Below are 19,597 nucleotides of genomic sequence, written 5' to 3' on the forward strand. Positions count from 1 at the left end.
GGTATTTTCGCCAAGAAGAAACAGGGGCGATTTTCTTTGCCCGCGGCGGGGGCTAGGGTGACGGACATGGAGAACATGGACTGGTACGCCGCGAAGGCGCTTCTGGAATGGCAGCTGGAGATGGGGGTGGACGAGGCGATGCTCGACGCGCCCGTCGACCGTTTTGCCGCCCATGAGGCCGAGCAGGAGGCGTTGAAGGCACAGCACGCGGCGCGGGCGGCGGCGCCCGGGGGCGGGCGCGGCGCGGCACCGGTCAAGGCGCCCGAGGTCGATCCGGTGGCGGAGGCGGGCAAGCTGGCCTCTGGTGCGGCGGACCTGGGGGCGCTGCGGGATGCGCTGGCGGGCTATGAACATTGCCCGCTCAAGCGCGGCGCGCGCAACCTGGTCTTTGCCGATGGCGTGGCGGGGGCGCGGGTGATGCTGGTGGGCGAGGCGCCGGGGCGGGACGAGGACCTGCAGGGCAAACCCTTTGTCGGGCGGGCCGGGCAATTGCTGGACCGGATGCTGGCGGCGGTGGGGCTGAGCCGCGCCGAATCGGTCTATATCACCAATGTCCTGCCCTGGCGGCCACCGCAGAACCGTGACCCGAAGCCTGACGAGATCGCCATGTTGCTGCCCTTCCTGCACCGGCACATTGCCCTGGCCGATCCCGATCTGCTGGTGATCATGGGCAATACATCCTGCCAGGCGCTGCTTGGCAGGCGGGGGATCACGCGGCTGCGCGGGACATGGGGCGAGGCGGCAGAGCGCCCGGCGCTGCCGATGCTGCATCCCGCCTACCTGCTGCGCAATCCGCAGGCGAAACGCGAGGCCTGGGCGGACATGCTGTCGCTGAAGGCAAAACTGAGGGCACTGGAATGATCGTCGACCCGATTCTGTTGCTGGCTTTCATTCCCGCCGGGCTGGCGCTGAACGTGACGCCGGGGCCGGACATGATGTTCTGCCTGGCGCAGGGGCTGCGCGGGGGCGCGCGCTGTGGCTGGGCGGCCTCCAGCGGCGTGGCGCTGGGCGGCATGCTGCATGTGCTGTTGGCGGGGCTGGGGCTGGGGGCGCTGGTCGCCGCCTTGCCGGGGGCCTTTGACGTGATCCGCTGGGCGGGGGCGGCCTACCTGGCCTGGATCGCCTGGAAGACGTTGCGCACGCCCATCGCGGGCAGCGATGCGCCGCCCCTGGCGCCCGCGCAGGCCTTTCGGCAGGGCTTTGTCGTCAATATCACCAATCCGAAATACATTCTCTTCGTGCTGGCCTTCGTGCCGCAGTTCATCGACCCGGCGAAGGCGGTCCTTCCGCAGTTCCTGGTCTATGGCCTGCTGATGTCGATTGGCGGTGTCACGGTGAACGGGCTTGTCGGCCAGTTCGCGGGGCGTCTGCGGCGGCGGCTGGAGGGCGGGACGCGCACGGAACGCGCATTGCGTTACACCTGTGCCACGCTCTTTGGCGGGCTGGCGGTGCGTCTGGCGGTCTGATGCGGGTGCTGGCCTTTTCCGACCTGCACCTGTCGCGCCGCCATGCGCGGGCCTTGGTGGAGGCGAGCGGCGAGGCCGACCTGGTGATCGGCGCCGGAGATTTTTGCCATGTGCGCGAAGGCCTGGACGAGGCCATGTCGCTGCTGGAGGGCGTGCCGGCGCCGATGGTGGTGGTGCCGGGCAACAGCGAGACGGCCAAGGAGCTGCGCGCCGCCGCCTTGTCGGGGACAACCGTGCTGCATGGCGAAGGGGTCGAGGTGGAGGGCCTGCGGCTTTTCGGCCTTGGCGGCGGCATTCCGGTGACGCCCTTTGGTGACTGGTCCTTCGACCTGACTGAGAACCAGGCGGCGGAGATGCTGGACCGCTGCACCGGCGCCGAGCTGTTGATCACCCATTCGCCGCCCAAGGGAATTGCGGATGTCACCTCGCGCAGTGTGTCGGTCGGTTCGACCGCGATCCGCGACGCCATCGCCCGGCTGCAACCCGCGCTTGCGGTTTGTGGCCATGTGCATGATTGCTGGGGCCGAGAAGGCCGGATCGGGGACAGCCGCGTGGTGAACCTCGGGCCTGGGCCAAACTGGTTCAACCTGTGAGGACATCATGAGCCGTATCGACGAATCCAAGGAGTTCATCCCGGTCCGAATCGCCATCCTGACCGTGTCGGACACGCGCGGGCTGGAGGATGACAGATCCGGCGACACGCTGGTGCAGCGGTTGACCGACGCGGGCCATGTCCTGGCCGATCGCGCGATCGTGAAGGACGAGCGCGCGCTGATCGCGGACAAGCTGCGCGGCTGGATCGCCGACCCGGAGGTCGACGTGGTGATCTCGACCGGGGGGACCGGGCTGACCGGGCGTGACGTGACCGTCGAGGCGCACAGGGATGTCTACGAAAAGGAGATCGACGCCTTCGGAACGGTCTTCACGATGGTTTCCTTCAGGAAAATAGGGACTTCCGCGGTGCAGAGCCGCGCCACGGGCGGCGTTGCCGGGGGCACCTACCTGTTCGCGCTGCCGGGCAGCACGGGGGCCTGCAAGGACGCCTGGGACGAGATCCTGGGGCTGCAGCTGGATTATCGGCACCGCCCCTGCAACTTTGTCGAGATTTTTCCGCGCCTGGACGAACATCAGCGACGGAAGTGATCGCGAGCTGCGTATGACTCCCCGGGGTTTGAATGCATCCCCGCGCTTCTATTTCAGAAGGGTGCACCGCGGAGTTTGAAAGATGCGCTTTTTGCGAAAGAGCCTGACGGGGCTGTTCCTGTTGTCGCTGACCCTGGGGTTGCTGGGGTTTGCCGGGATCATGGTGCGCGATGCCGTCGAGGCGCGTATGGCCGAAGAGGCCCGTGTGCCCCAGGCGCGCGAGCGGGTCTTTGCGGTCAACGTGGTGCCGGTGGCGTTCGAAACGGTCACGCCGGTGCTGACCTCTTTCGGCGAGGTGCAGAGCCGCCGGACGCTTGAGCTGCGCGCGGCGGCCTCTGGCGCGGTGGTGGAACTGGACCCGGAATTTGTCGAGGGTGGGCAGGTCGAGGCCGGGCAGCTGTTGGCGCGGATCGACCCGGCGGATGCCGAGGCCGCGCTGGACCGGGCCGAAAACGACCTGCTGGATGCGCGGGCCGAGGTGCGCGAGGCCGAACGTGCCCTGGTCATCGCAAAAGATGAGCTGGTTGCTGCCGAAGAGCAGGTGGTGCTGCGCGAAACCGCGCTGCGGCGCCAGCGTGACCTGTTGGATCGCAACGTCGGTACGGCGGCGGCGGTGGAAAGCGCGGAACTGGCGCTGGCCAGCGAGCGGCAGGCGGTGCTGACCCGGCGCCAGGCGGTGGCCACCGCCGAGGCTCGTATCGACCAAGCCGCGACCCAGCTGCGCCGGTCGGAAATCGCGCGGGACGAGGCCCAGAGACGGCTGGACGACACCCAGATCCGGGCCGCGTTCGCGGGCACGCTGTCAGAGGTCACGGTGGTGTCCGGTCGGCTGGTCTCTGCCAATGAACAGCTGGCGCAGCTGGTGGACCTGCAGGCGCTGGAGGTGTCGTTCCGTGTCTCGACCCAGCAATACGCGCGGCTGCTGGACGGGGACGGACGGCTGCGGCAGGCGCCGGTGAGCGTGGCGCTGGATGTCTTCGGCACCAATATCACCGCCGCGGGCCGGATCACCCGGGACAGTGCCGCCGTGGGCGAGGGCCAGACCGGTCGGCGGCTGTTCGCGGTGCTGGACGCGCCACGCGGCTTCAAGCCGGGGGATTTCGTCACCGTTCGGATCGAGGAACCGCCGCTGGAGCGGATGGCCCGTCTGCCTGCCACGGCGGTGAACGCAGGTGGCGAGGTCCTGGTCGTGGGGGCCGAAGACAGGCTTGAGACGGTGGTGGTCGAGGTGATGCGGCGCCAGGGCGATGACGTGCTGATCCGCGGGCGGGGCCTTCGGGGGCGTGAGGTTGTGACCGAACGCACGCCGCTCTTGGGCGAGGGCATCAAGGTCAAGCCGCTGCGCACCGGCGCTGCGCCGGAACCGGAGGCCATGCTTGAACTCAGCGAAGACCGGCGTGCCCGGCTGGTAGCCTTCATAGAGGCGAATACGCAGATGCCCGAGGCGGCGAGGACCCGCATCCTGGCACAGCTGGCGCAAAAGGAAGTGCCAGCCGAGATTGTCGAGCGCATCGAATCCCGGATGGGGGGCTGAGGCATGGCACGCGCGCTTCCCTCTGCCGCTGGCGGGATCTTCGGGTATTTCGTACGCCACCCCACGGTGGCCAACCTGCTGCTGGTGATCATGCTGGCGGCCGGTATCCTCGCGGTGCCCAACATGCGGGCGCAGTTCTTTCCCGATATCATCATCGACGAAATCGACGTCTCGGTCCGCTGGGACGGGGCGGGGGCCGAGGATGTGGACGCGGCCATCGTGCAGGTGCTTGAACCGGCGCTGCTGGCGGTTGATGGGGTAATCGCCAGCAGCGCTGTGTCCCGAGAGGGGCGGGCCGCGATCGAGCTGGAGTTCGAACCCGGCTGGGACATCGCGCGGGCCGCCGATGACGTGCAACAGGCGGTCGACGCGATCACGACGCTGCCCGAGGACGCGGATGAGCCCAGCGTGCGGCGCGGCGGCTGGCGCGACCGGGTGACGGACCTTGTGATCACCGGGCCGGTGGGCGTCGATCAGCTGGCGCGGTTTGCCGACGAACTGGTGGTGCGGCTCTTTGCGGAGGGCGTGACACAGACCACGATCCGGGGCCTCGCGGCGCCCCAGACGGTGATCGAGGTGCCGGCGCAGAACCTCATCGCCCATGACGTGACCATGCGCGAGATCGCCGACGCCATTGCCGCCGAGGTGCAGGCGGATCCGGCGGGCGACGTGGCGGGTGCCGGCGCGCGGGTGCGTACGGGGATCGAGAAACGCTCTGCCGATGCCATAGCGGATATCGTGCTGCGGTCGAACCCGGACGGCTCCAGCCTGACGGTGGGCGACGTGGCGCTGATCCGGGTCGAGGGAATCGACCGCGAACGCAGCTATTTCGTGGGCGAGAACCGGGCGATCTCGATCCGGGTGGACCGCTCTGCCGAGGGCGATGCCATCGGCATCCAGGCCACGGTCGAAGAAGTCGCCGCCGAGCTGACCGCCGTGTTGCCCGAGGGTGTCAAGATCGACCTGATCCGCACCCGGTCGGAATACATCACCGGGCGGCTGAACATCCTGATCGACAACGCGGTGACGGGACTGGTGCTGGTGGTGATGTTGCTGTTCCTGTTCCTGAACACACGCACGGCCTTCTGGGTGGCGGCGGGCATTCCCACGGCGCTCTTGTCGGCCATCGCGCTGATGTACGTGGCGGGGCTGACGATCAACATGATCTCTCTGTTCGCGCTGATCATCACGCTGGGCATCGTGGTGGACGACGCCATCGTCGTGGGTGAACATGCCGACCATCTGGCGCGCCGGGGGCAGGGGCCGTTCGATGCTGCCGAGAACGCGGCGCGGCGCATGGCGCTGCCGGTGTTTTCGGCGACGATCACCACCGTCATCGCCTTCTTCGGCCTGACCGCCATCGGCGGGCGGTTCGGCGACATGATCTCGGACATTCCCTTCACGGTGATCGTGGTGCTGATCGCCTCGCTGGTGGAATGTTTCCTGATCCTGCCCAACCACATGGCCCATGCGCTGAAGCCGCGCGTGCAGCGCGGCACGTGGTGGTGGCGCGTGGGGCTGGGCGTTGTCGGGGTGACGCTGGTCGCCGTCCTGGCGGTGGCTTTGCTGACACTCGCGATGCTGGCGCTGCCGGCTGTTGTTGCGGTGCTGTGGGGGCTGGCCGGCGCCGTGCCGGGGGCGATCACGACGGCGCAAGGCGCCGCCGTGGACCTGCGCGGGGCGATCTGGGGGCAATTGCCGGTGCTGGCCGGGGGACTGGCGCTGCTCGTGGCGGCGGCCATTGCGCTGCGCCTTGTGGTCATGCCCCGGGACGAACGCGCGCCGGTGCTGCGGATGCTGTCCGACGGCGGGATCGACATGGCGTCAATCCTGGTCAACCGCGGCTTCCGCTGGATTCGCGAGCGCCTGTTCCGCCCCTTCATGCGCGGGATCGTGGCCGGGCGCTATGTCGTTTTTGCGCTGCTGGTCGTGGCGCTGGCGACGCAGGTGACGTCCTTTATCAGGGGCGATGTCACCTGGAGGTTCTTCAATTCCCCGGAGCAGGGGTCCGTCACCGGCAACTTTGCCATGTCACCTACCGCCACGCGGGCGGACACGATCGAGCAGATGCGCCTGTTCCAGAAGGCCGCCGATGAGCTGGGCCGCGAATACGAGGACCGTTATGGCCGCAACCCGCTGGACTATGTCCTGGCCGAGATCGGCGGCAACGCGGGCCGGTCGCTGCCCGGTGCGGATACCAAGGACCCCGAGCAACTGGGCGCCATATCCATCGAACTGATCGAGGCCGACCTGCGGCCCTATTCCTCCTTCGCCTTCGTGGGCGAACTGCAGGAGCGTGTCGAACGCCATCCGCTGGCCGAGACGATTTCCTTTCGCGGCTGGCGTGGCGGGCCGGGGGGCGACTCGCTGGACGTGCAATTCTATGGCGCCAGCTCCGAGGTGCTGAAAGCCGCCGCAGAGGACCTCAAGGAGGCGGTCCTGCGGTTCCCCGAGGTTTCGGCGGTCGAGGACAACCTGTCCTACGACAAGGACGAATTGATCCTCGAACTGACGCCGCAGGGGCTGGCGCTGGGCTTTGACATCGACGGGCTGGGGCGCGTGCTGCGCAACCGGCTGGGCGGGATCGAGGCGGCGACCTATCCCGACGGGCCGCGCTCTGCCGAGATCCGCGTGGAACTGCCCGAGGGCGAACTGACCGCCGATTTCATGGAGCGGATGCAACTGCGCACGCCCGGCGGTGCCTATGTCCCGCTGGCCGATATCGTGCGGGTCGAACGGCGCACCGGCTTTTCCACCATCCGGCGCGAAAACGGGCTGCGCGTGGTCTCTGTCACCGGCGATATTTCCGAGGACGATGCAGCGCGGGCCGAGGAGGTCGTCAAGGCGCTGCGCGAAGAGATCCTGCCGCAGATCGCCGAGACGCGGCAGGTGGATTATCGCCTGGCCGGGCTGGCCGAGCAGGAAAGCGATTTTCTCACCGATGCGCGCAACGGGCTGATCATGGTCCTGCTGGGGATCTACCTTGTCCTGGCCTGGGTCTTTGCCAGCTGGACGCGGCCCTTCGTGGTCATGGCGATCGTGCCCTTCGGGCTAGTGGGGGCGATCTATGGCCACGCCTTGTGGGACGTGCCGCTGAGCATGTTCACGGTGGTCGGGCTGTTGGGGATGACGGGGATCATCATCAACGATTCCATCGTTCTGGTGACCCAGATCGACGAATACGCCAGGGATCGCGGGCTGATCCCCTCGATCATCGACGGGGCCTCGGACCGTTTGCGGGCGGTCTTTTTGACCACGGCAACAACGGTGCTGGGCCTTGCGCCGCTGCTGTATGAATCCTCGTCTCAGGCGCAGTTCCTGAAACCCACGGTGATCACGCTGGTCTACGGGCTGGGATTCGGCGTGGTGCTGGTGCTGCTGATCGTGCCCGCGCTGGTGGCGATCCAGCACGACATGGGACAGCAGTTCGCGGCGCTCAAGAAAGGGCTGCGGTTCCGGGGCGCGGGGCTGCGCGGTGTACTGGTCGCGGCGCTGATCGCAATGCTGGGATGGCTCGCGGCGACGCTGGGATATACCGGGGTCACGGGTATGCTGATGCCGGGGCTGCCCGCCTTGGGCGGTGTGTCGCCGGAGGTCTCGGCACTGGGGCTGTTCCTGCTGGGGGCTGTGGCGGTGCTGCTGGCGATCTACATGGGCGGCGGGATCGTGATGCTCTGGCGGCGCGGAGCGCGGGCAAAGACGGACGCCTGACCGCCGGCCTGCGCCGCTTTCTCGGCCTGCCGGGTCAGCCGCTGCAGCCGGTCAGTTCCACCGGGATGGTGCCGCCCAGGATGGTGATCCGCAGGCCCGAGCGGTCGAGCGCGAAGACGCCGCCGGACATATGTGTCACGCGGGTCTGCGCCACCAGCCGCCCACCCTGCCACGACGTGCTGGGATCGGCGACCCAGAGGTTCGGGTCCGACGTCTCGATCACCGTTTCCTCGCGTCCGGTGCCGCGCGGCATGGCAATCGACACGGTCAGGCCCATGCCCTTGGCTTGTGGCGTGATGCGGCAGGAGACGCCGGTCACGCCCGCGTCCTCTGCCCCGAAGGGCACGTCGGCCATCGCGGCCGCGATCCTTGCGTCGGGTTTCGTTTGACCGGCGGGCAGGCTGGCGGACACGCGCAGGCGGTGCGGCAGGCAGACGTCCTTGCAGATGCCGATGTCGATCACCCCGCCCAGGCGCGCATCCTTGCCGGGCTGGCTGGGGCGGATCCTGAGCGGCAGGATCACGTCGCCCTTGTAGCCGACGGACCGCATGTTTTCCTGCCAGAAGACGTGCGGCGCGGGCCAGTAGACGCCGATGGCCGACATGTTGCGCGCGCCGCTCCAGTCGAACTGGGGCGGGATGCCCGCATCGCCGGGTGAGCGCCAGTAGGTTTTCCATCCCGGGGCCAGCTTCAGGTGCAGCGCGGCCATGTGGTCGCCATTGGGCAGGCGCCACCCGGGCAGGATCTGCGCCTCGACCACGTCGTCATAGGATTGCGCGGTGGCAAGGCCGGGCAGCAGCATCAGCAGGAGCGTTACAAGGATCTTTTTCATGTCCTTGGATTTGGCCCTTCCGGACTGAAATGAAAAGTCACGTTCCGGCGACCCCGCCTATCAGTTGACGAAGATGTGACGGTCTTGCCAGTCCTCGCACGGGCGGTCATGGTAAACCCGTGCAATGCGAAAGGGAGCCATATGGCAGCCGAGACCGGAACCCCACAGACCAACCTGACCGGGCATCTGCTGATCGCCATGCCGGGCATGGGGGATCCTCGGTTCGAGCACAGCGTCGTCTTCATCTGCGACCATTCCGACGAGGGCGCGATGGGGCTGATCGTGAACAAGCCCAGCAATGACGTGGACATGCCGACCCTGCTGTCGCAGCTGGACATCGACCAGGTGTCGGACCTGTCCGAACGGTCGGTACATTTTGGCGGACCGGTCGAGATGGGGCGCGGATTCGTGCTGCACACGCCGGATTACCATTCGGTCGTTACGACGCTGGAGGTGCGCGACGACATCCACATGACCGCGACCCTAGACATCCTCGAGGACCTTGCCCGAGGTGAGGGGCCGGAGAAATGGATGATGATGCTGGGTTACGCCGGCTGGGCGGCGGGCCAGCTGGAAGGCGAGATCGCCGAGAACGGCTGGCTTGTCTGTGACGCCTCGCCCGAGCTGATCTTCGAGATGGCCGACATGGACAAGTGGGAAGCCGCCCTGAAGACGCTGGGCGTGGCCGCCCTGGCGTTGAGTTCCGCCGGCGGCCGGGCCTGAGGAATCGGGAGGGGGCCGGACGGGACTCGGGCTGCGCCCATCGCCCGCCCGCCACCCCTCGGCTGGCCCATGCCGGAACGTGAGGCCTTGTGGCAGGTGACGCCGGCTTCAAGGGCTCACCAGCAAACAGGCCCTTCGGAAGGGTCAGCGTTCGGCGGCGGCGCGGCTGAGCCGGTCGTTGATCGCGATGCCCAGGCCCAGGTGCGGGATCGGGGAGATGGCGATTGTCGCGGCGCCGGTGGCATCGAGCCGATGCAGGTATTCGAACAGGTTGGCGGCGGCCTCTGTCAGATCCTCGCCGGGCGAGAGATTGAGGTCGCAGGGCACGGTGCCGAAGCCCAGCCGGGCCTCGCCCGGTTCGAAGTCGACCGCGTTGAGGCGGACCCGTGCGCGCGGCGCGTAATGCGAACGGGTCTGGCCCGGGGCGGTGATGCCGTCGGTTTCGCGGCGCAGCGCGATGCGGGTGTCGAGGACCGCGCTCAGCGCCTCCTCGGTGATGCCGCCGGGGCGCAGCAGGGTGGGCGGCGTGCCCGTCAGGCCGAGGATCGTCGATTCCAGCCCCACGGCGCAGGGGCCGCCATCGACCACCGCCTCGATCCGGCCGCCAAGCCCGTCGAGCACATGGGCGGCGCGGGTCGGGCTGATCTGGCCGGAGCGATTCGCCGATGGTGCGGCAACCGGCCCGCCGAAGGCGCGCAGCAGGTTCTGCGCCACCGGGGCGGCGGGTATCCGAACCGCCAGGCTGTCGAGACCGGCTGTCACCAGCCGCGACACATGCGCGCCCTCGCGCAGCGGCAGCACCAGTGTCAGCGGGCCGGGCCAGAAGGCATCGGCCAGGGCCTGGGCGGCCTCGGACCAGATCACCAGGTCTTTCGCGGCGTCGAGGTCGGCCACATGCACGATCAGCGGATTGAACTCGGGGCGCTCTTTGGCCTTGTAGATACGGGCCACGGCGTGATCCTGCCGCGCATCGGCGCCCAGCCCGTAGACCGTTTCGGTGGGAAAGGCGACAAGACCGCCCTCTGCCAGGATGCGCGCGGCGCGGGTCAGGTCCTGGGTGCTGGCGCTGAGACGTAGGGCAGGCATCGCGGCGACCCCTTATGACGCGGCGTTCCGGTTGAAGCGCGGGCGGCGGGAAGTACCCTCACACCCGCGCTGCGCGCGTGCTACAAGAGCGGCGCGTCCTTGCCAAGCCGGAGGAGACACCCATGCCATATCGTGCGCCGATCGATGCTTACATGCGGCTTTTGCGCGACGTTGTCGGCTATGACGCCGTTGCCGCGACTGACCGTTTTGCCGAAGCGAACCATGAAACCGTGGCCGCCGTTCTGGGCGAGGCCGGAAAGCTGTGCGAGGAAGTACTAGCGCCGCTGCAGCGCAATGGCGATCTAGATCCCGCGCGGCTGGAGAACGGCGTTGTGCGGACCTCGAAAGGCTTTGCCGAGGGGTTCAAGGCGCTGGCCGAGGGCGGCTGGATCGCCACATCGGCGCCGGAGGCCTATGGCGGCATGGGGCTGCCGCTGACCGTGACCACCTGTGTCAACGATATGATGGGCGCCGCCTGCCTTGCGCTGCAGCTGAACCCGCTGATGAGCCAAGGCCAGATCGACGCGCTGGAACATCATGCCAGCGACGAGCTGAAGGACTTGTACCTGCCCAAGCTGATCTCGGGGGAATGGGCGGGGACCATGAACCTGACCGAGCCGCAGGCCGGGTCGGACGTGGGAGCATTGTCGTCGAAGGCCGTGCCCAACGGCGACGGGACCTACGCGGTGACCGGGCAGAAAATCTATATCTCCTGGGGAGACAACGACTTTTCTGAAAATGTCTGCCACCTGGTGCTGGCGCGTCTGCCGGATGGCGTGCCGGGGACCAAGGGGATCAGCCTGTTCCTGGTGCCCAAGCGGATCCCGGATGAAAACGGTAACCCGGGCGTGGCCAATGACCTGCATGTGGTCAGCCTGGAACACAAGATGGGGCTGCACGGTTCGCCGACCTGCGTGATGCAGTACGACGGTGCCCGCGGCTGGCTGGTGGGGGAGCCGCATGACGGGATGCGTGCCATGTTCACCATGATGAACAACGCGCGTCTGGGCGTCGGTGTGCAGGGGGTCAGCGTCGCCGAGGGCGCGCTGCAACACGCGCTGGGCTATGCGCAGGAGCGCAAGCAGGGGCGCAGCCCCGAGGGGACGATCATCGGCCATGCGGACGTGCGCCGGATGCTGGCCACCATGAAGGCCGAAACCTTTGCCGCGCGGGCCATTGCCCTGTCGCTTGCGGTGGCGATCGACATGGGCAACGCGACCGGCGATACCGAGTGGAAGACGCGGGCCGCCCTGCTGACGCCGATCACCAAGGCCTTTGGCACGGAAACCGGCATCAAGGTGGCCAACCTTGGCGTGCAGGTGCATGGCGGAATGGGCTATGTCGAGGAAACCGGCGCCGCGCAGTACCTGCGCGACGTGCGGGTGACGGCAATCTACGAGGGCACCAACGGCATCCAGGCGATGGACCTTGTCGGGCGCAAGATGATGGACGGGGGCGAGGCGATCTTTGCCCTGCTGGACGAGATCGAGAGCGGCGCCGAGGCGGCGCGCGGCCAGATGCCGGAGCTGGCAGAGCCGGTCTGGCAGGCCGCGGAATCGCTGCGCGAGACCACCGAGGCGCTGGTGGCGCGCGACATGGGCGACCGTTTCGGCGGCGCCGTGCCCTACCTGATGGGGTTTGCCCGCGTGCTGGGGGCGCATTACCACCTGCGTGCGGCCCTGGCCGCGCCGGACAGCGCCGATGCCCGGCTGGCAGGCTTTTATATCCAGCGACTGCTGCCTGAACATGCCGGGTTGTTGGCCGAGGCCCGGGCCGAGGTCGGCGCGCTGGCGAACCTGAAGACAGAGGACCTGGTGGTGTGATGGACGGAACGGTGCGCGCAATCCGCTATCCCTGGGAAACGCCGCCCGCCCCGGGTGAGGCCATCGAACTGGCCGAGGGCGTGCTGTGGATGCGCCTGCCGCTGCCGATGAAGCTGGACCACGTCAACGTCTACGCGCTGGATGACGGGGACGGCTGGACCGTGGTCGACACCGGCTTTGCCTCGCGCACCTCGCGTGAGCTGTGGCAGGGCCTGATGGCCGGGCCGCTGGGCGGCAGGCCGGTGCGGCGGGTGGTGGTGACCCATCATCACCCCGACCACATGGGGTTGGCGGGATGGTTCCAGACGGCGCATGGCGCCGAACTGGTGACGACGCGCACCGCCTGGCTGTTTGCCCGGATGCTGCAACTGGATGCACAGGACCGCCCCACGCAGGAAACGCTGGACTACTGGCGGAGCGCCGGGATGGAGCCGCGCATCCTGGAACAGCGGATGGCGGAACGGCCCTTCAACTTTGCCGACGTGGTGGCGCCGATGCCGCTTGGCTTCACGCGGATCAAGCAGGGCGATGTCCTGCGCATCGGCGGACGTGACTGGGACGTGCATGTCGGCAACGGCCATGCGCCGGAACATGCAACGCTCTGGTCGCGGGACGATCATCTTGTGCTGGCCGGGGACCAGATCCTGCCCTCGATCAGTTCCAACCTCGGGGTCTATGCGACCGAGCCCGAGGCGGACCCGGTGGCCGACTGGCTGGAATCCTGCGAGCGGCTGGCAACGCTGGCGCGCCCGGATCACTTGGTCATGGGCGGGCACAAGCTGCCCTTTACCGGGCTGGAGCTGCGCATGGCGCAACTGATCGAGAATCACCATGGCGCGCTGGAGCGGCTGCACGGGCATCTGGCCACGCCGCAGACGGCCGGAGACTGTTTCCCGCCGCTGTTCAAGCGCCGGATCGGGGACGCGGAATACGGCTTGGCGCTGGTCGAGGCGATGGCCCATTGCCTGCACCTCTGGCACGAGGGACGGGCGGACCGAACCCGCCGCGACGACGGCGCCTGGCTGTTTCAAGCCGTCTGAACGGGCACAAGGCTCACATCTGCGTGCGCCGGGGGCCAGGCGCGACATCCTGGCCCCCGGCGGTGCGTGACAGGGGCGCGGAATTGCGCTAACTCATCACGGAACGCAAACACGGGACAGGCCGCAGGAAAATCGACATGGCTGAGCACAAGCACGGAAGCATGGACATCACCGTTCAGGAAAAGACCTTTGAAGGGTTCATCAATTTCACCATCCGCACGGTCATCGTGATCCTGTGCATCGTCATCTTCATGGCGATCTTCAATTCCTGATCGGACGAACCGCCCCTCGGGGCGGGGTGGGGTAACATGATGAACAGACGTGCGGCGATGGCGGGGCTTGGTGCCTCGGTTCTCGTGGCTGGTTGCGCAGGCAGCGTTTCCGGTCCCGACTCGACACCGGAACAGGCGGCAGCCGCCGCCTACCGTCACCCGGGGGAGCCGGAGATCATCCTTTACACGATGATCAACAACCGGACCGGGTCCGGGGCGCATTCCTCCATGCTCATCAATGCCCCGTCGCAGCGGGTGATCTACGATCCCGCCGGCTCTGTCCGGTTCCAGAACGTGCCTGAAATCGGAGACGTTCTTTACGGGATCACCCCGCAGGCCAAACAGTTCTTCGAAAGCGCCCATGCCCGCAGCACCTACCGGATGCTGGCGCTGCGCCGTCCGGTGGACGGTGCGGTGGCGGAGCGCGCGCTCAAGCTGGTCCAGTCCAAGGGGGCGGCGGCGCCGGCCCTGTGTTCCAACGCGGTGTCCGACACCCTGGGCCAGCTGCCCGGGTTCGAATCGCTGGGCGGCATCTGGACGCCGATGAAGCTGGCCAACCGCTTCGAAAAACTGCCGAACGTCAGCCGTCGCGAGCTGCGCGAAAACGATTCGGATGACAAGGACGCGGCGATTGCCGCGCTCGAGGCCGGCAAGACGACCCAGGCCGGTCAGCCCTGATCCGGGCCGTCAGAACGGCAGCCAGGCGCCCGCGATCATGACCGCGGCGCCCGCGCCGACAGCGCCATAAAGGCTTTTCGTGATATACCCGACAATCAGCGCAGCGGCGGCGGCGGCCAGCCGCAGGGGATCTATCTCGCCACCTGTCGCGCTGGGCCAGATCACCAAAGGCGCCACCAGCGCGGGCATGACCGCCACGGCGGTATAGCGCAGGTGCCGCAAGAGCCAATCCGGCATGGCCCTGTCGCCGACCAGCCCCAGAAACACGAAGCGCAGGGCGAAAGAGCCCAGGCCCATCCCGATGATGACGATCCAGAGGTCTTTCATGCGCCCGGCCTCCGGTCTGCCTGCAACCCGGCGCGGCGTTCCACTTCGGCGCCTGCCATCATTCCTGCGAGTGCGCCGACGATCAGGCCGAGGTTGTAGGGCAGGAACGCGAAAGCCAGCGCCATGAGCGCTGCGACCAGGGCCGCCGCGCGATGGGCGCCGGTGCGCAGCGCGGGCGCGAAGAGCGCGATAAAGGCGATGGGCAGCACGAAATCGAGGCCCAGTTCGGGCGGAACGGCCTCACCGGCCCAGGCGCCCACGAGGGTGAAGAGGTACCAGGGCGGGCAGATCGGCGTCGCGACCCCCATGAAAAAGGCGAATTTCTCTGCCAGTGTCTGCTGCGGTCGTTCTTCGTAATCGATGATCGAGGCCGCATAGACTTGGTCCACCAGGAAATAGGCGACGAACATCCGTTTCCACAGCGGCAAGGGGCCCAGGTGCGGCGTGATCGAGGCGGAATACATGGCCATCCGCAGGTTCACGGCCATCGCCGAAACCAGCACGACGATGGTTGGCGCATTGTCCTGCATCAGCTGGACGGCGGTGAACTGTGCCGCGCCCGCGATGACGACGATGGAAAACATCAGCGTTTCAAAGATGTTCAGCCCTGCATCCGTCGCCACAACGCCGAACAGCATTCCGAAGGGGCCGACCACGAACAGGAAGGGCAGGGCATTTCGCACCCCGCGCCAATAGCTTGACATCACATCTGTGCCGTCCATGACTACACCCTCACCAACGTACTTCGCCCTAGCCCAGGGGAGAGGCCAGATGCAATCACCTGCCGACCACCCGGATAATGACCTCGCGTCCGACTACCTGATCGCGCCCGACCCGGGGGCACCGCGCCTGACCCGTGCCGTGACCGGAACGGACCATACCGGCGCCGAGGTGGAGGTGTCGGTGGTCGAGGAACGCCCCCTGACGATCTTTCTCAACCGGCAGGAAATCGTCACCGCCATGACCATCGGGGATTACCCCGAATACCTGGCCATCGGGTTCCTGCGCAACCAGGGCATGCTGGCCGACGGCGAAGAGATCACCGGCGTCGATTACGACGAGGAACTGGAAACCGTCGTCGTGCGCACCGCCTCGCAGACCACCTACGAGGAAAAGATGCAGAAAAAGACGCGGACCTCCGGCTGTGCCGTGGGAACCGTCTTTGGTGACATGATGGAAGGGCTGGAACAGGTGCGCCTGCCGGCGACAGAGGTGCGGACCTCGTGGCTCTACGCGCTGGCGCACAAGATCAACACGACGCCCTCGTTGTACCTCGAGGCCGGGGCGATTCACGGCACGGTCCTGTGCCAGGGCGACCGTCCGCTGGTCTACATGGAGGACGTGGGCCGCCACAACGCGGTGGACAAGATCGCGGGCTGGATGTTCCGCGAGGGCGTCAGCGCGGAGGACAAGATCCTGTACACGACCGGGCGGCTGACCTCGGAGATGGTGATCAAGACGGCGCTTATGGGTATCCCGGTGCTGGCGTCCCGGTCCGGCTTTACCGCCTGGGGGGTAGAGATCGCGCGGCAGGTGGGTCTGACCTGCATCGGGCGGATGCGCGGCAAACGGTTCACCTGCCTGTCCGGTGCCGAGCGGCTGGTGCGCGACATGGACCCGGACGCGGTGCCCGAGGAAAGCAGCAAGCATCGCCGCAAGAGCGCGGGGCAGGCATGAAACAGCCCGTTGGCGTGATCCTTGCAGGCGGCCTGGCCTCGCGCATGGGCGGCGGGGACAAGGCCCTGCTGTCGCTCGGTGGACAGACGCTGTTGTCCCGCGTGATCGACCGGCTTGCACCGCAGGTGGCAGCGCTGGCGCTGAATGCCAATGGCGATCCGGCGCGCTTTGCCGAGACTGGCCTGCCGGTGGTGGCGGATTCCATCGACGGTTTTCCGGGCCCGCTGGCCGGGGTTCTGGCCGGGCTGGACTGGGCCGCCGAACAGGGGGCGGACACGCTGGTCAGCGTTGCCGCCGATACGCCTTTCTTTCCCTGCGACCTGGTCCCGCGCCTCTTGCTGGCCAGCGAGGGGCAGGATCATCCGCTGGTCCTCGCCGCGACAAAGGGCGAGGCCGAAACCCGCAGCAAGTCGCGTTCGGGCCTGATCCGGCACCCGACCTTCGGTCTCTGGCCGGTGGCGCTGCGCGACGACCTGCGCGCGGCGCTGGAGGGCGGGCTGAAAAAGGTCGTGCTCTGGACAGAGAAACACGGCGGGCGCGAGGCGCTCTTTCCCTCCACGCCCTTCGATCCATTCTTCAACGTGAACACGCCGGAGGATCTGGCGCAGGCGGAGGCGCTGCTATGAGGCTCTACGGGGTGACAGGCTGGAAGAACGCGGGGAAAACCGGGTTGATGGAACGGCTGGTGACGGAAATCACCAAGCGCGGGCTGACCGTCAGCACGGTCAAACACGCGCATCACACGTTCGACGTGGATCACCCGGGCAAGGACAGTTATCGCCACCGACACGCGGGCGCATCTGAGGTGATCCTGTCCTCGCGCAACCGCGTCGCACACATGATAGAGCTGCGCGGCGCCGGGGAGCCCACGCTGGACGACCTGCTGGCGCGGCTGGCGCCGGTGGACCTGGTGCTGGTCGAGGGCTACAAGCGCGACCGCCATCCCAAGATCGAGGCCTACCGGGCCGAGACCGGCAACCCGCTGATCGCCCATGACGATTCCACGGTGCGCGCCGTGGCCTCGGATACGGCACTGACGCTGGACAGACCCGTCTTTGACCTGAACGATACCGTGGCTGTGGCGGACTTCATCCTTGCGGAGGTTGGCCTGGCAAGGGCGGCGGAATGACGGGGTTCGACCGCTTTCTGATGGTGGACTGGTCGGGCGGCAACGACGCCGGGCCACGGCCCCGCAAGGACGCGATCTGGATCGGTGAGACCGGCCCGGCGGGCGAGGCGCAGCCAGTGTACCAACGCAACCGGCAAGTGGCCGAAGAGACGCTTGCCGATGTCATAGAGACCTCCCTGACCCGGGGAGAGCGCCTGTGCATCGGGTTCGATTTTCCCTTTGGCTACCCGACGGGTTACGCCGAGGCGCTGACGGGACAGGCCGATGCTTTATCGGTCTGGCGCTGGCTGGCCGCGCGGGTCGAGGATGCGCCGACCGAAAACAACCGTTTCGACCTCGCCGGCGAGATCAACAGCCGACTGTTGCAGGGGCGGGGGCCGTTCTGGGGCAACGCGCTGAAACGCGACATTCCGGGCCTGCCGCGCACCAAGGCCGAATACGACAATCCCTTTCCCGACCGCCGGGCCTGTGAACAGCGGAGCACGGGCACCTTTACCTGCTGGCAACTGGCAGGCGCGGGAGCCGTGGGGTCGCAGGTGATCATGGGGCTGCCGGTGCTGGAGCGACTGCGACAGCGGTTTGCCGGGCAGGTATCCGTCTGGCCCTTCGAGCCGCTCGACCGGCCTGTCGCCTTTGTCGAGATATGGCCGGGTCTGATCAATGACGCCGTGCGTCGGGCAACCGGCCCCGATGACATCCGCGACGCGGTACAGGTCCGCCTGCTGGCCCGCGCGCTGTCGGATCTGCCGCCGCAGCGCCTGCAGGCCATGTTGTCGGTGGAAGCCCCCGAAGAGGGCTGGATCCTGGGGCTTGGCGCCGAGGGTGAATTGATGGTGAGCCTGGCCGCATGAGTTTGAAACCGCCCCCCCTGAACAACGATTGTTTCGCCCTGCCGCCCGGTGTCGACTGGACCCCTGTGGACGAGGCGCTGGCCATGTTGCGCGACCGGCTGCACCCGGTCGTCGCCCGCGAAGATGTGCCCGTAATGTCGGCGGCAGGTCGGGTGCTGGCCGCGCCGCTAGTGGCCCGGCGCGCCAACCCGCCGCTGCCAAACACCGCCGTGGACGGCTATGGCTTCGCCGCCGCTACCATCGGCGATGCGGCCGAGTTCACCCTGCCACTGGTCGAGGGACGCGCCGCGGCCGGCCTTGCCTATACCGGCGCAGTGCCGCCCGGCCATGCCATCCGCGTGCTGACCGGCGCGGCCCTGCCCGAAGGCGTGGACACGGTGGTGCTGGATGAGGATTGCGCGACCGATGGCGCGTCGGTGGCCTTTCGCGGCCCGGTCAAACCCGGTTCCAACACCCGCCGCGCGGGTGAGGACGTGGGCGAGGGCGACGAGATCCTGCCCCGGGGGCGGATGCTCACCCCGGCGGACCTTGCCCTGGCGGCGGCCACGGGGCTGGCCGATCTGCCCGTCTACACGCCTCTGCGCGTCGGTGTCCTGTCGACCGGGGACGAGGTGGTGCCCGCCGGTGAGGTCGCTGGCCCTGGCCAGATCTATGATGCAAACCGGCCCATGTTGCTGTCGCTCATCGCAGGTTTCGGCCATGCTCCTGTCGATCTTGGCCACGTGCCGGACGACCGCGAGGCGCTGCGCGCGCGTCTTGACGGGGCAGAGGTGGATGCGATCCTGACATCTGGTGGAGCCTCGGCAGGGGACGAGGATCATGTTTCGGCGCTCTTGCGTGAGACCGGGGCGCTGACCGCTTGGCGCATCGCGCTGAAACCGGGGCGCCCCCTGGCGCTGGGGCTGTGGCAGGGCAAGCCGGTCTTCGGTCTGCCGGGCAACCCGGTGGCGGCCTTTGTCTGTTCCCTGGTCTTTGCACGCCCGGCGTTGCGCCTGCTGGCCGGGGCCGGTTGGGACGACCCGGCGGGCTACATAGTGCCGGCGGCCTTTGCCAAGAAAAAGAAACCCGGACGGCGCGAATACCTGCGCGCCCGCCTGCGCGATGGCCGGGTGGAGGTGTTCAAGTCCGAAGGCTCGGGTCGGATATCGGGGTTGAGCTGGGCCGAGGGGCTGGTGGAACTGCCGGATGCGGCGGCAGAGATCGCGCCGGGTGACCCGGTGCGCTATATCCCCTTCGGCAGTTTCGGGTTGTGACCCGTGGCGGGGGGCTGCCCCCGTCTCCCTGCGGTCGACGCCCCCGGAGTAT

At 67.7% G+C, this 19,597-nt stretch carries 20 protein-coding genes; 16 read left to right on the forward strand and 4 right to left on the reverse strand.

The genetic code is table 11. The features are described 5' to 3' along the window. The first annotated feature begins 66 nt into the window (after positions 1-66). The 6 genes from PVW46_RS09180 to PVW46_RS09205 all read left to right on the forward strand — a co-directional run bounded on the left by PVW46_RS09180 (position 67) and on the right by PVW46_RS09205 (position 7,854). Positions 67-861: a uracil-DNA glycosylase gene (locus PVW46_RS09180; RefSeq protein WP_069209368.1), complete on the forward strand. Its 795-nt coding sequence runs from the start codon at positions 67-69 to the stop codon at positions 859-861. Then, complete coding sequence (locus PVW46_RS09185) at positions 858-1,466, forward strand: LysE family translocator (protein WP_043141599.1); 609 nt, start codon at positions 858-860, stop codon at positions 1,464-1,466. The genes PVW46_RS09180 and PVW46_RS09185 overlap by 4 nt, the downstream gene beginning before the upstream one ends. Beyond that, positions 1,466-2,059, forward strand: a complete 594-nt coding sequence (locus tag PVW46_RS09190; protein WP_069208680.1) for a metallophosphoesterase family protein — start codon at positions 1,466-1,468, stop codon at positions 2,057-2,059. The genes PVW46_RS09185 and PVW46_RS09190 overlap by 1 nt, the downstream gene beginning before the upstream one ends. 7 nt (positions 2,060-2,066) lie before the next feature. After that, positions 2,067-2,609 (forward strand): molybdenum cofactor biosynthesis protein B, encoded by a 543-nt coding sequence (gene moaB / locus PVW46_RS09195; RefSeq protein ID WP_069208681.1) that lies wholly within the window; start codon positions 2,067-2,069, stop codon positions 2,607-2,609. Between the two features lie 82 nt (positions 2,610-2,691). Beyond that, positions 2,692-4,143, forward strand: a complete 1,452-nt coding sequence (locus tag PVW46_RS09200) for an efflux RND transporter periplasmic adaptor subunit (protein WP_069208682.1) — start codon at positions 2,692-2,694, stop codon at positions 4,141-4,143. Positions 4,144-4,146: 3 nt separating this feature from the next. Further along, complete coding sequence (locus PVW46_RS09205) at positions 4,147-7,854, forward strand: efflux RND transporter permease subunit (protein ID WP_069208683.1); 3,708 nt, start codon at positions 4,147-4,149, stop codon at positions 7,852-7,854. Positions 7,855-7,888: 34 nt separating this feature from the next. On the opposite strand, the gene PVW46_RS09210 is transcribed toward PVW46_RS09205, so the two are convergent. Next, the gene (locus PVW46_RS09210; RefSeq protein ID WP_069208684.1) at positions 7,889-8,686 is read right to left on the reverse strand and encodes a protein-disulfide reductase DsbD domain-containing protein; all 798 of its coding nucleotides are present in this window, start codon (positions 8,684-8,686) and stop codon (positions 7,889-7,891) included. A gap of 141 nt (positions 8,687-8,827) precedes the next feature. Between PVW46_RS09210 and PVW46_RS09215 the strand changes: the two genes are divergently transcribed. Beyond that, positions 8,828-9,409 (forward strand): YqgE/AlgH family protein, encoded by a 582-nt coding sequence (locus tag PVW46_RS09215; RefSeq protein ID WP_043141615.1) that lies wholly within the window; start codon positions 8,828-8,830, stop codon positions 9,407-9,409. A gap of 144 nt (positions 9,410-9,553) precedes the next feature. On the opposite strand, the gene PVW46_RS09220 is transcribed toward PVW46_RS09215, so the two are convergent. After that, positions 9,554-10,495, reverse strand: a complete 942-nt coding sequence (locus PVW46_RS09220; protein ID WP_069208685.1) for an L-threonylcarbamoyladenylate synthase — start codon at positions 10,493-10,495, stop codon at positions 9,554-9,556. A gap of 122 nt (positions 10,496-10,617) precedes the next feature. On the opposite strand from PVW46_RS09220, the gene PVW46_RS09225 reads away from it, so the two are divergent. From PVW46_RS09225 to PVW46_RS09240, 4 genes are all read left to right on the forward strand, one after another. Further along, entirely contained in the window at positions 10,618-12,318 is a 1,701-nt protein-coding gene (locus PVW46_RS09225) for an acyl-CoA dehydrogenase family protein (RefSeq protein WP_069208686.1), read from the forward strand. Further along, on the forward strand, positions 12,318-13,358 hold the full coding sequence (locus PVW46_RS09230; RefSeq protein ID WP_069208687.1) for an MBL fold metallo-hydrolase: 1,041 nt from the start codon (positions 12,318-12,320) through the stop codon (positions 13,356-13,358). The genes PVW46_RS09225 and PVW46_RS09230 overlap by 1 nt, the downstream gene beginning before the upstream one ends. Before the next feature lie 137 nt (positions 13,359-13,495). Beyond that, on the forward strand, positions 13,496-13,630 hold the full coding sequence (locus tag PVW46_RS09235; protein WP_074622641.1) for an aa3-type cytochrome c oxidase subunit IV: 135 nt from the start codon (positions 13,496-13,498) through the stop codon (positions 13,628-13,630). 36 nt (positions 13,631-13,666) lie between these two features. Further along, complete coding sequence (locus tag PVW46_RS09240) at positions 13,667-14,308, forward strand: hypothetical protein (RefSeq protein ID WP_308421212.1); 642 nt, start codon at positions 13,667-13,669, stop codon at positions 14,306-14,308. Positions 14,309-14,317: 9 nt separating this feature from the next. On the opposite strand, the gene PVW46_RS09245 is transcribed toward PVW46_RS09240, so the two are convergent. Both PVW46_RS09245 and PVW46_RS09250 read right to left on the reverse strand, forming a co-directional pair. Then, on the reverse strand, positions 14,318-14,635 hold the full coding sequence (locus PVW46_RS09245; RefSeq protein ID WP_069208688.1) for an AzlD domain-containing protein: 318 nt from the start codon (positions 14,633-14,635) through the stop codon (positions 14,318-14,320). Beyond that, positions 14,632-15,357, reverse strand: a complete 726-nt coding sequence (locus tag PVW46_RS09250) for an AzlC family ABC transporter permease (protein ID WP_069208689.1) — start codon at positions 15,355-15,357, stop codon at positions 14,632-14,634. Before PVW46_RS09250 ends, PVW46_RS09245 begins: the two co-directional genes overlap by 4 nt. A 49-nt stretch (positions 15,358-15,406) precedes the next feature. On the opposite strand from PVW46_RS09250, the gene fdhD reads away from it, so the two are divergent. Genes fdhD through PVW46_RS09275 form a run of 5 tightly spaced genes read left to right on the forward strand, consistent with a single transcriptional unit; the run spans position 15,407 to position 19,545 of the window. Further along, positions 15,407-16,312 (forward strand): formate dehydrogenase accessory sulfurtransferase FdhD, encoded by a 906-nt coding sequence (fdhD, locus tag PVW46_RS09255; RefSeq protein WP_043141635.1) that lies wholly within the window; start codon positions 15,407-15,409, stop codon positions 16,310-16,312. Further along, complete coding sequence (gene mobA / locus PVW46_RS09260) at positions 16,309-16,938, forward strand: molybdenum cofactor guanylyltransferase MobA (RefSeq protein WP_069208690.1); 630 nt, start codon at positions 16,309-16,311, stop codon at positions 16,936-16,938. The genes fdhD and mobA overlap by 4 nt, the downstream gene beginning before the upstream one ends. Next, a complete protein-coding gene (gene mobB, locus PVW46_RS09265) occupies positions 16,935-17,441 on the forward strand; it encodes a molybdopterin-guanine dinucleotide biosynthesis protein B (protein WP_069208691.1) in 507 nt (168 codons plus the stop codon). Before mobA ends, mobB begins: the two co-directional genes overlap by 4 nt. Beyond that, a complete protein-coding gene (locus tag PVW46_RS09270) occupies positions 17,438-18,292 on the forward strand; it encodes a molybdopterin guanine dinucleotide synthesis (protein WP_274575721.1) in 855 nt (284 codons plus the stop codon). The genes mobB and PVW46_RS09270 overlap by 4 nt, the downstream gene beginning before the upstream one ends. Continuing rightward, positions 18,289-19,545 carry a molybdopterin-binding protein gene (locus PVW46_RS09275; protein ID WP_069208693.1) on the forward strand — a complete coding sequence of 419 codons (1,257 nt, stop codon included), beginning with the start codon at positions 18,289-18,291 and terminating at the stop codon, positions 19,543-19,545. Before PVW46_RS09270 ends, PVW46_RS09275 begins: the two co-directional genes overlap by 4 nt. Positions 19,546-19,597: the final 52 nt, after the last annotated feature.

The organism is Mameliella sp. AT18, from assembly GCF_028807275.1.
GTDB lineage: Bacteria > Pseudomonadota > Alphaproteobacteria > Rhodobacterales > Rhodobacteraceae > Antarctobacter > Antarctobacter albus.

Coding starts and splice junctions, on each gene's coding strand:
- PVW46_RS09180 (WP_069209368.1), top strand. CDS start 67: ATGGAGAACATGGACTGGTACGCCGCGAAGGCGCTTCTGGAATGGCAG.
- PVW46_RS09185 (WP_043141599.1), top strand. CDS start 858: ATGATCGTCGACCCGATTCTGTTGCTGGCTTTCATTCCCGCCGGGCTG.
- PVW46_RS09190 (WP_069208680.1), top strand. CDS start 1,466: ATGCGGGTGCTGGCCTTTTCCGACCTGCACCTGTCGCGCCGCCATGCG.
- moaB (WP_069208681.1), top strand. CDS start 2,067: ATGAGCCGTATCGACGAATCCAAGGAGTTCATCCCGGTCCGAATCGCC.
- PVW46_RS09200 (WP_069208682.1), top strand. CDS start 2,692: ATGCGCTTTTTGCGAAAGAGCCTGACGGGGCTGTTCCTGTTGTCGCTG.
- PVW46_RS09205 (WP_069208683.1), top strand. CDS start 4,147: ATGGCACGCGCGCTTCCCTCTGCCGCTGGCGGGATCTTCGGGTATTTC.
- PVW46_RS09210 (WP_069208684.1), bottom strand. CDS start 8,686: ATGAAAAAGATCCTTGTAACGCTCCTGCTGATGCTGCTGCCCGGCCTT.
- PVW46_RS09215 (WP_043141615.1), top strand. CDS start 8,828: ATGGCAGCCGAGACCGGAACCCCACAGACCAACCTGACCGGGCATCTG.
- PVW46_RS09220 (WP_069208685.1), bottom strand. CDS start 10,495: ATGCCTGCCCTACGTCTCAGCGCCAGCACCCAGGACCTGACCCGCGCC.
- PVW46_RS09225 (WP_069208686.1), top strand. CDS start 10,618: ATGCCATATCGTGCGCCGATCGATGCTTACATGCGGCTTTTGCGCGAC.
- PVW46_RS09230 (WP_069208687.1), top strand. CDS start 12,318: ATGGACGGAACGGTGCGCGCAATCCGCTATCCCTGGGAAACGCCGCCC.
- PVW46_RS09235 (WP_074622641.1), top strand. CDS start 13,496: ATGGCTGAGCACAAGCACGGAAGCATGGACATCACCGTTCAGGAAAAG.
- PVW46_RS09240 (WP_308421212.1), top strand. CDS start 13,667: ATGATGAACAGACGTGCGGCGATGGCGGGGCTTGGTGCCTCGGTTCTC.
- PVW46_RS09245 (WP_069208688.1), bottom strand. CDS start 14,635: ATGAAAGACCTCTGGATCGTCATCATCGGGATGGGCCTGGGCTCTTTC.
- PVW46_RS09250 (WP_069208689.1), bottom strand. CDS start 15,357: ATGGACGGCACAGATGTGATGTCAAGCTATTGGCGCGGGGTGCGAAAT.
- fdhD (WP_043141635.1), top strand. CDS start 15,407: ATGCAATCACCTGCCGACCACCCGGATAATGACCTCGCGTCCGACTAC.
- mobA (WP_069208690.1), top strand. CDS start 16,309: ATGAAACAGCCCGTTGGCGTGATCCTTGCAGGCGGCCTGGCCTCGCGC.
- mobB (WP_069208691.1), top strand. CDS start 16,935: ATGAGGCTCTACGGGGTGACAGGCTGGAAGAACGCGGGGAAAACCGGG.
- PVW46_RS09270 (WP_274575721.1), top strand. CDS start 17,438: ATGACGGGGTTCGACCGCTTTCTGATGGTGGACTGGTCGGGCGGCAAC.
- PVW46_RS09275 (WP_069208693.1), top strand. CDS start 18,289: ATGAGTTTGAAACCGCCCCCCCTGAACAACGATTGTTTCGCCCTGCCG.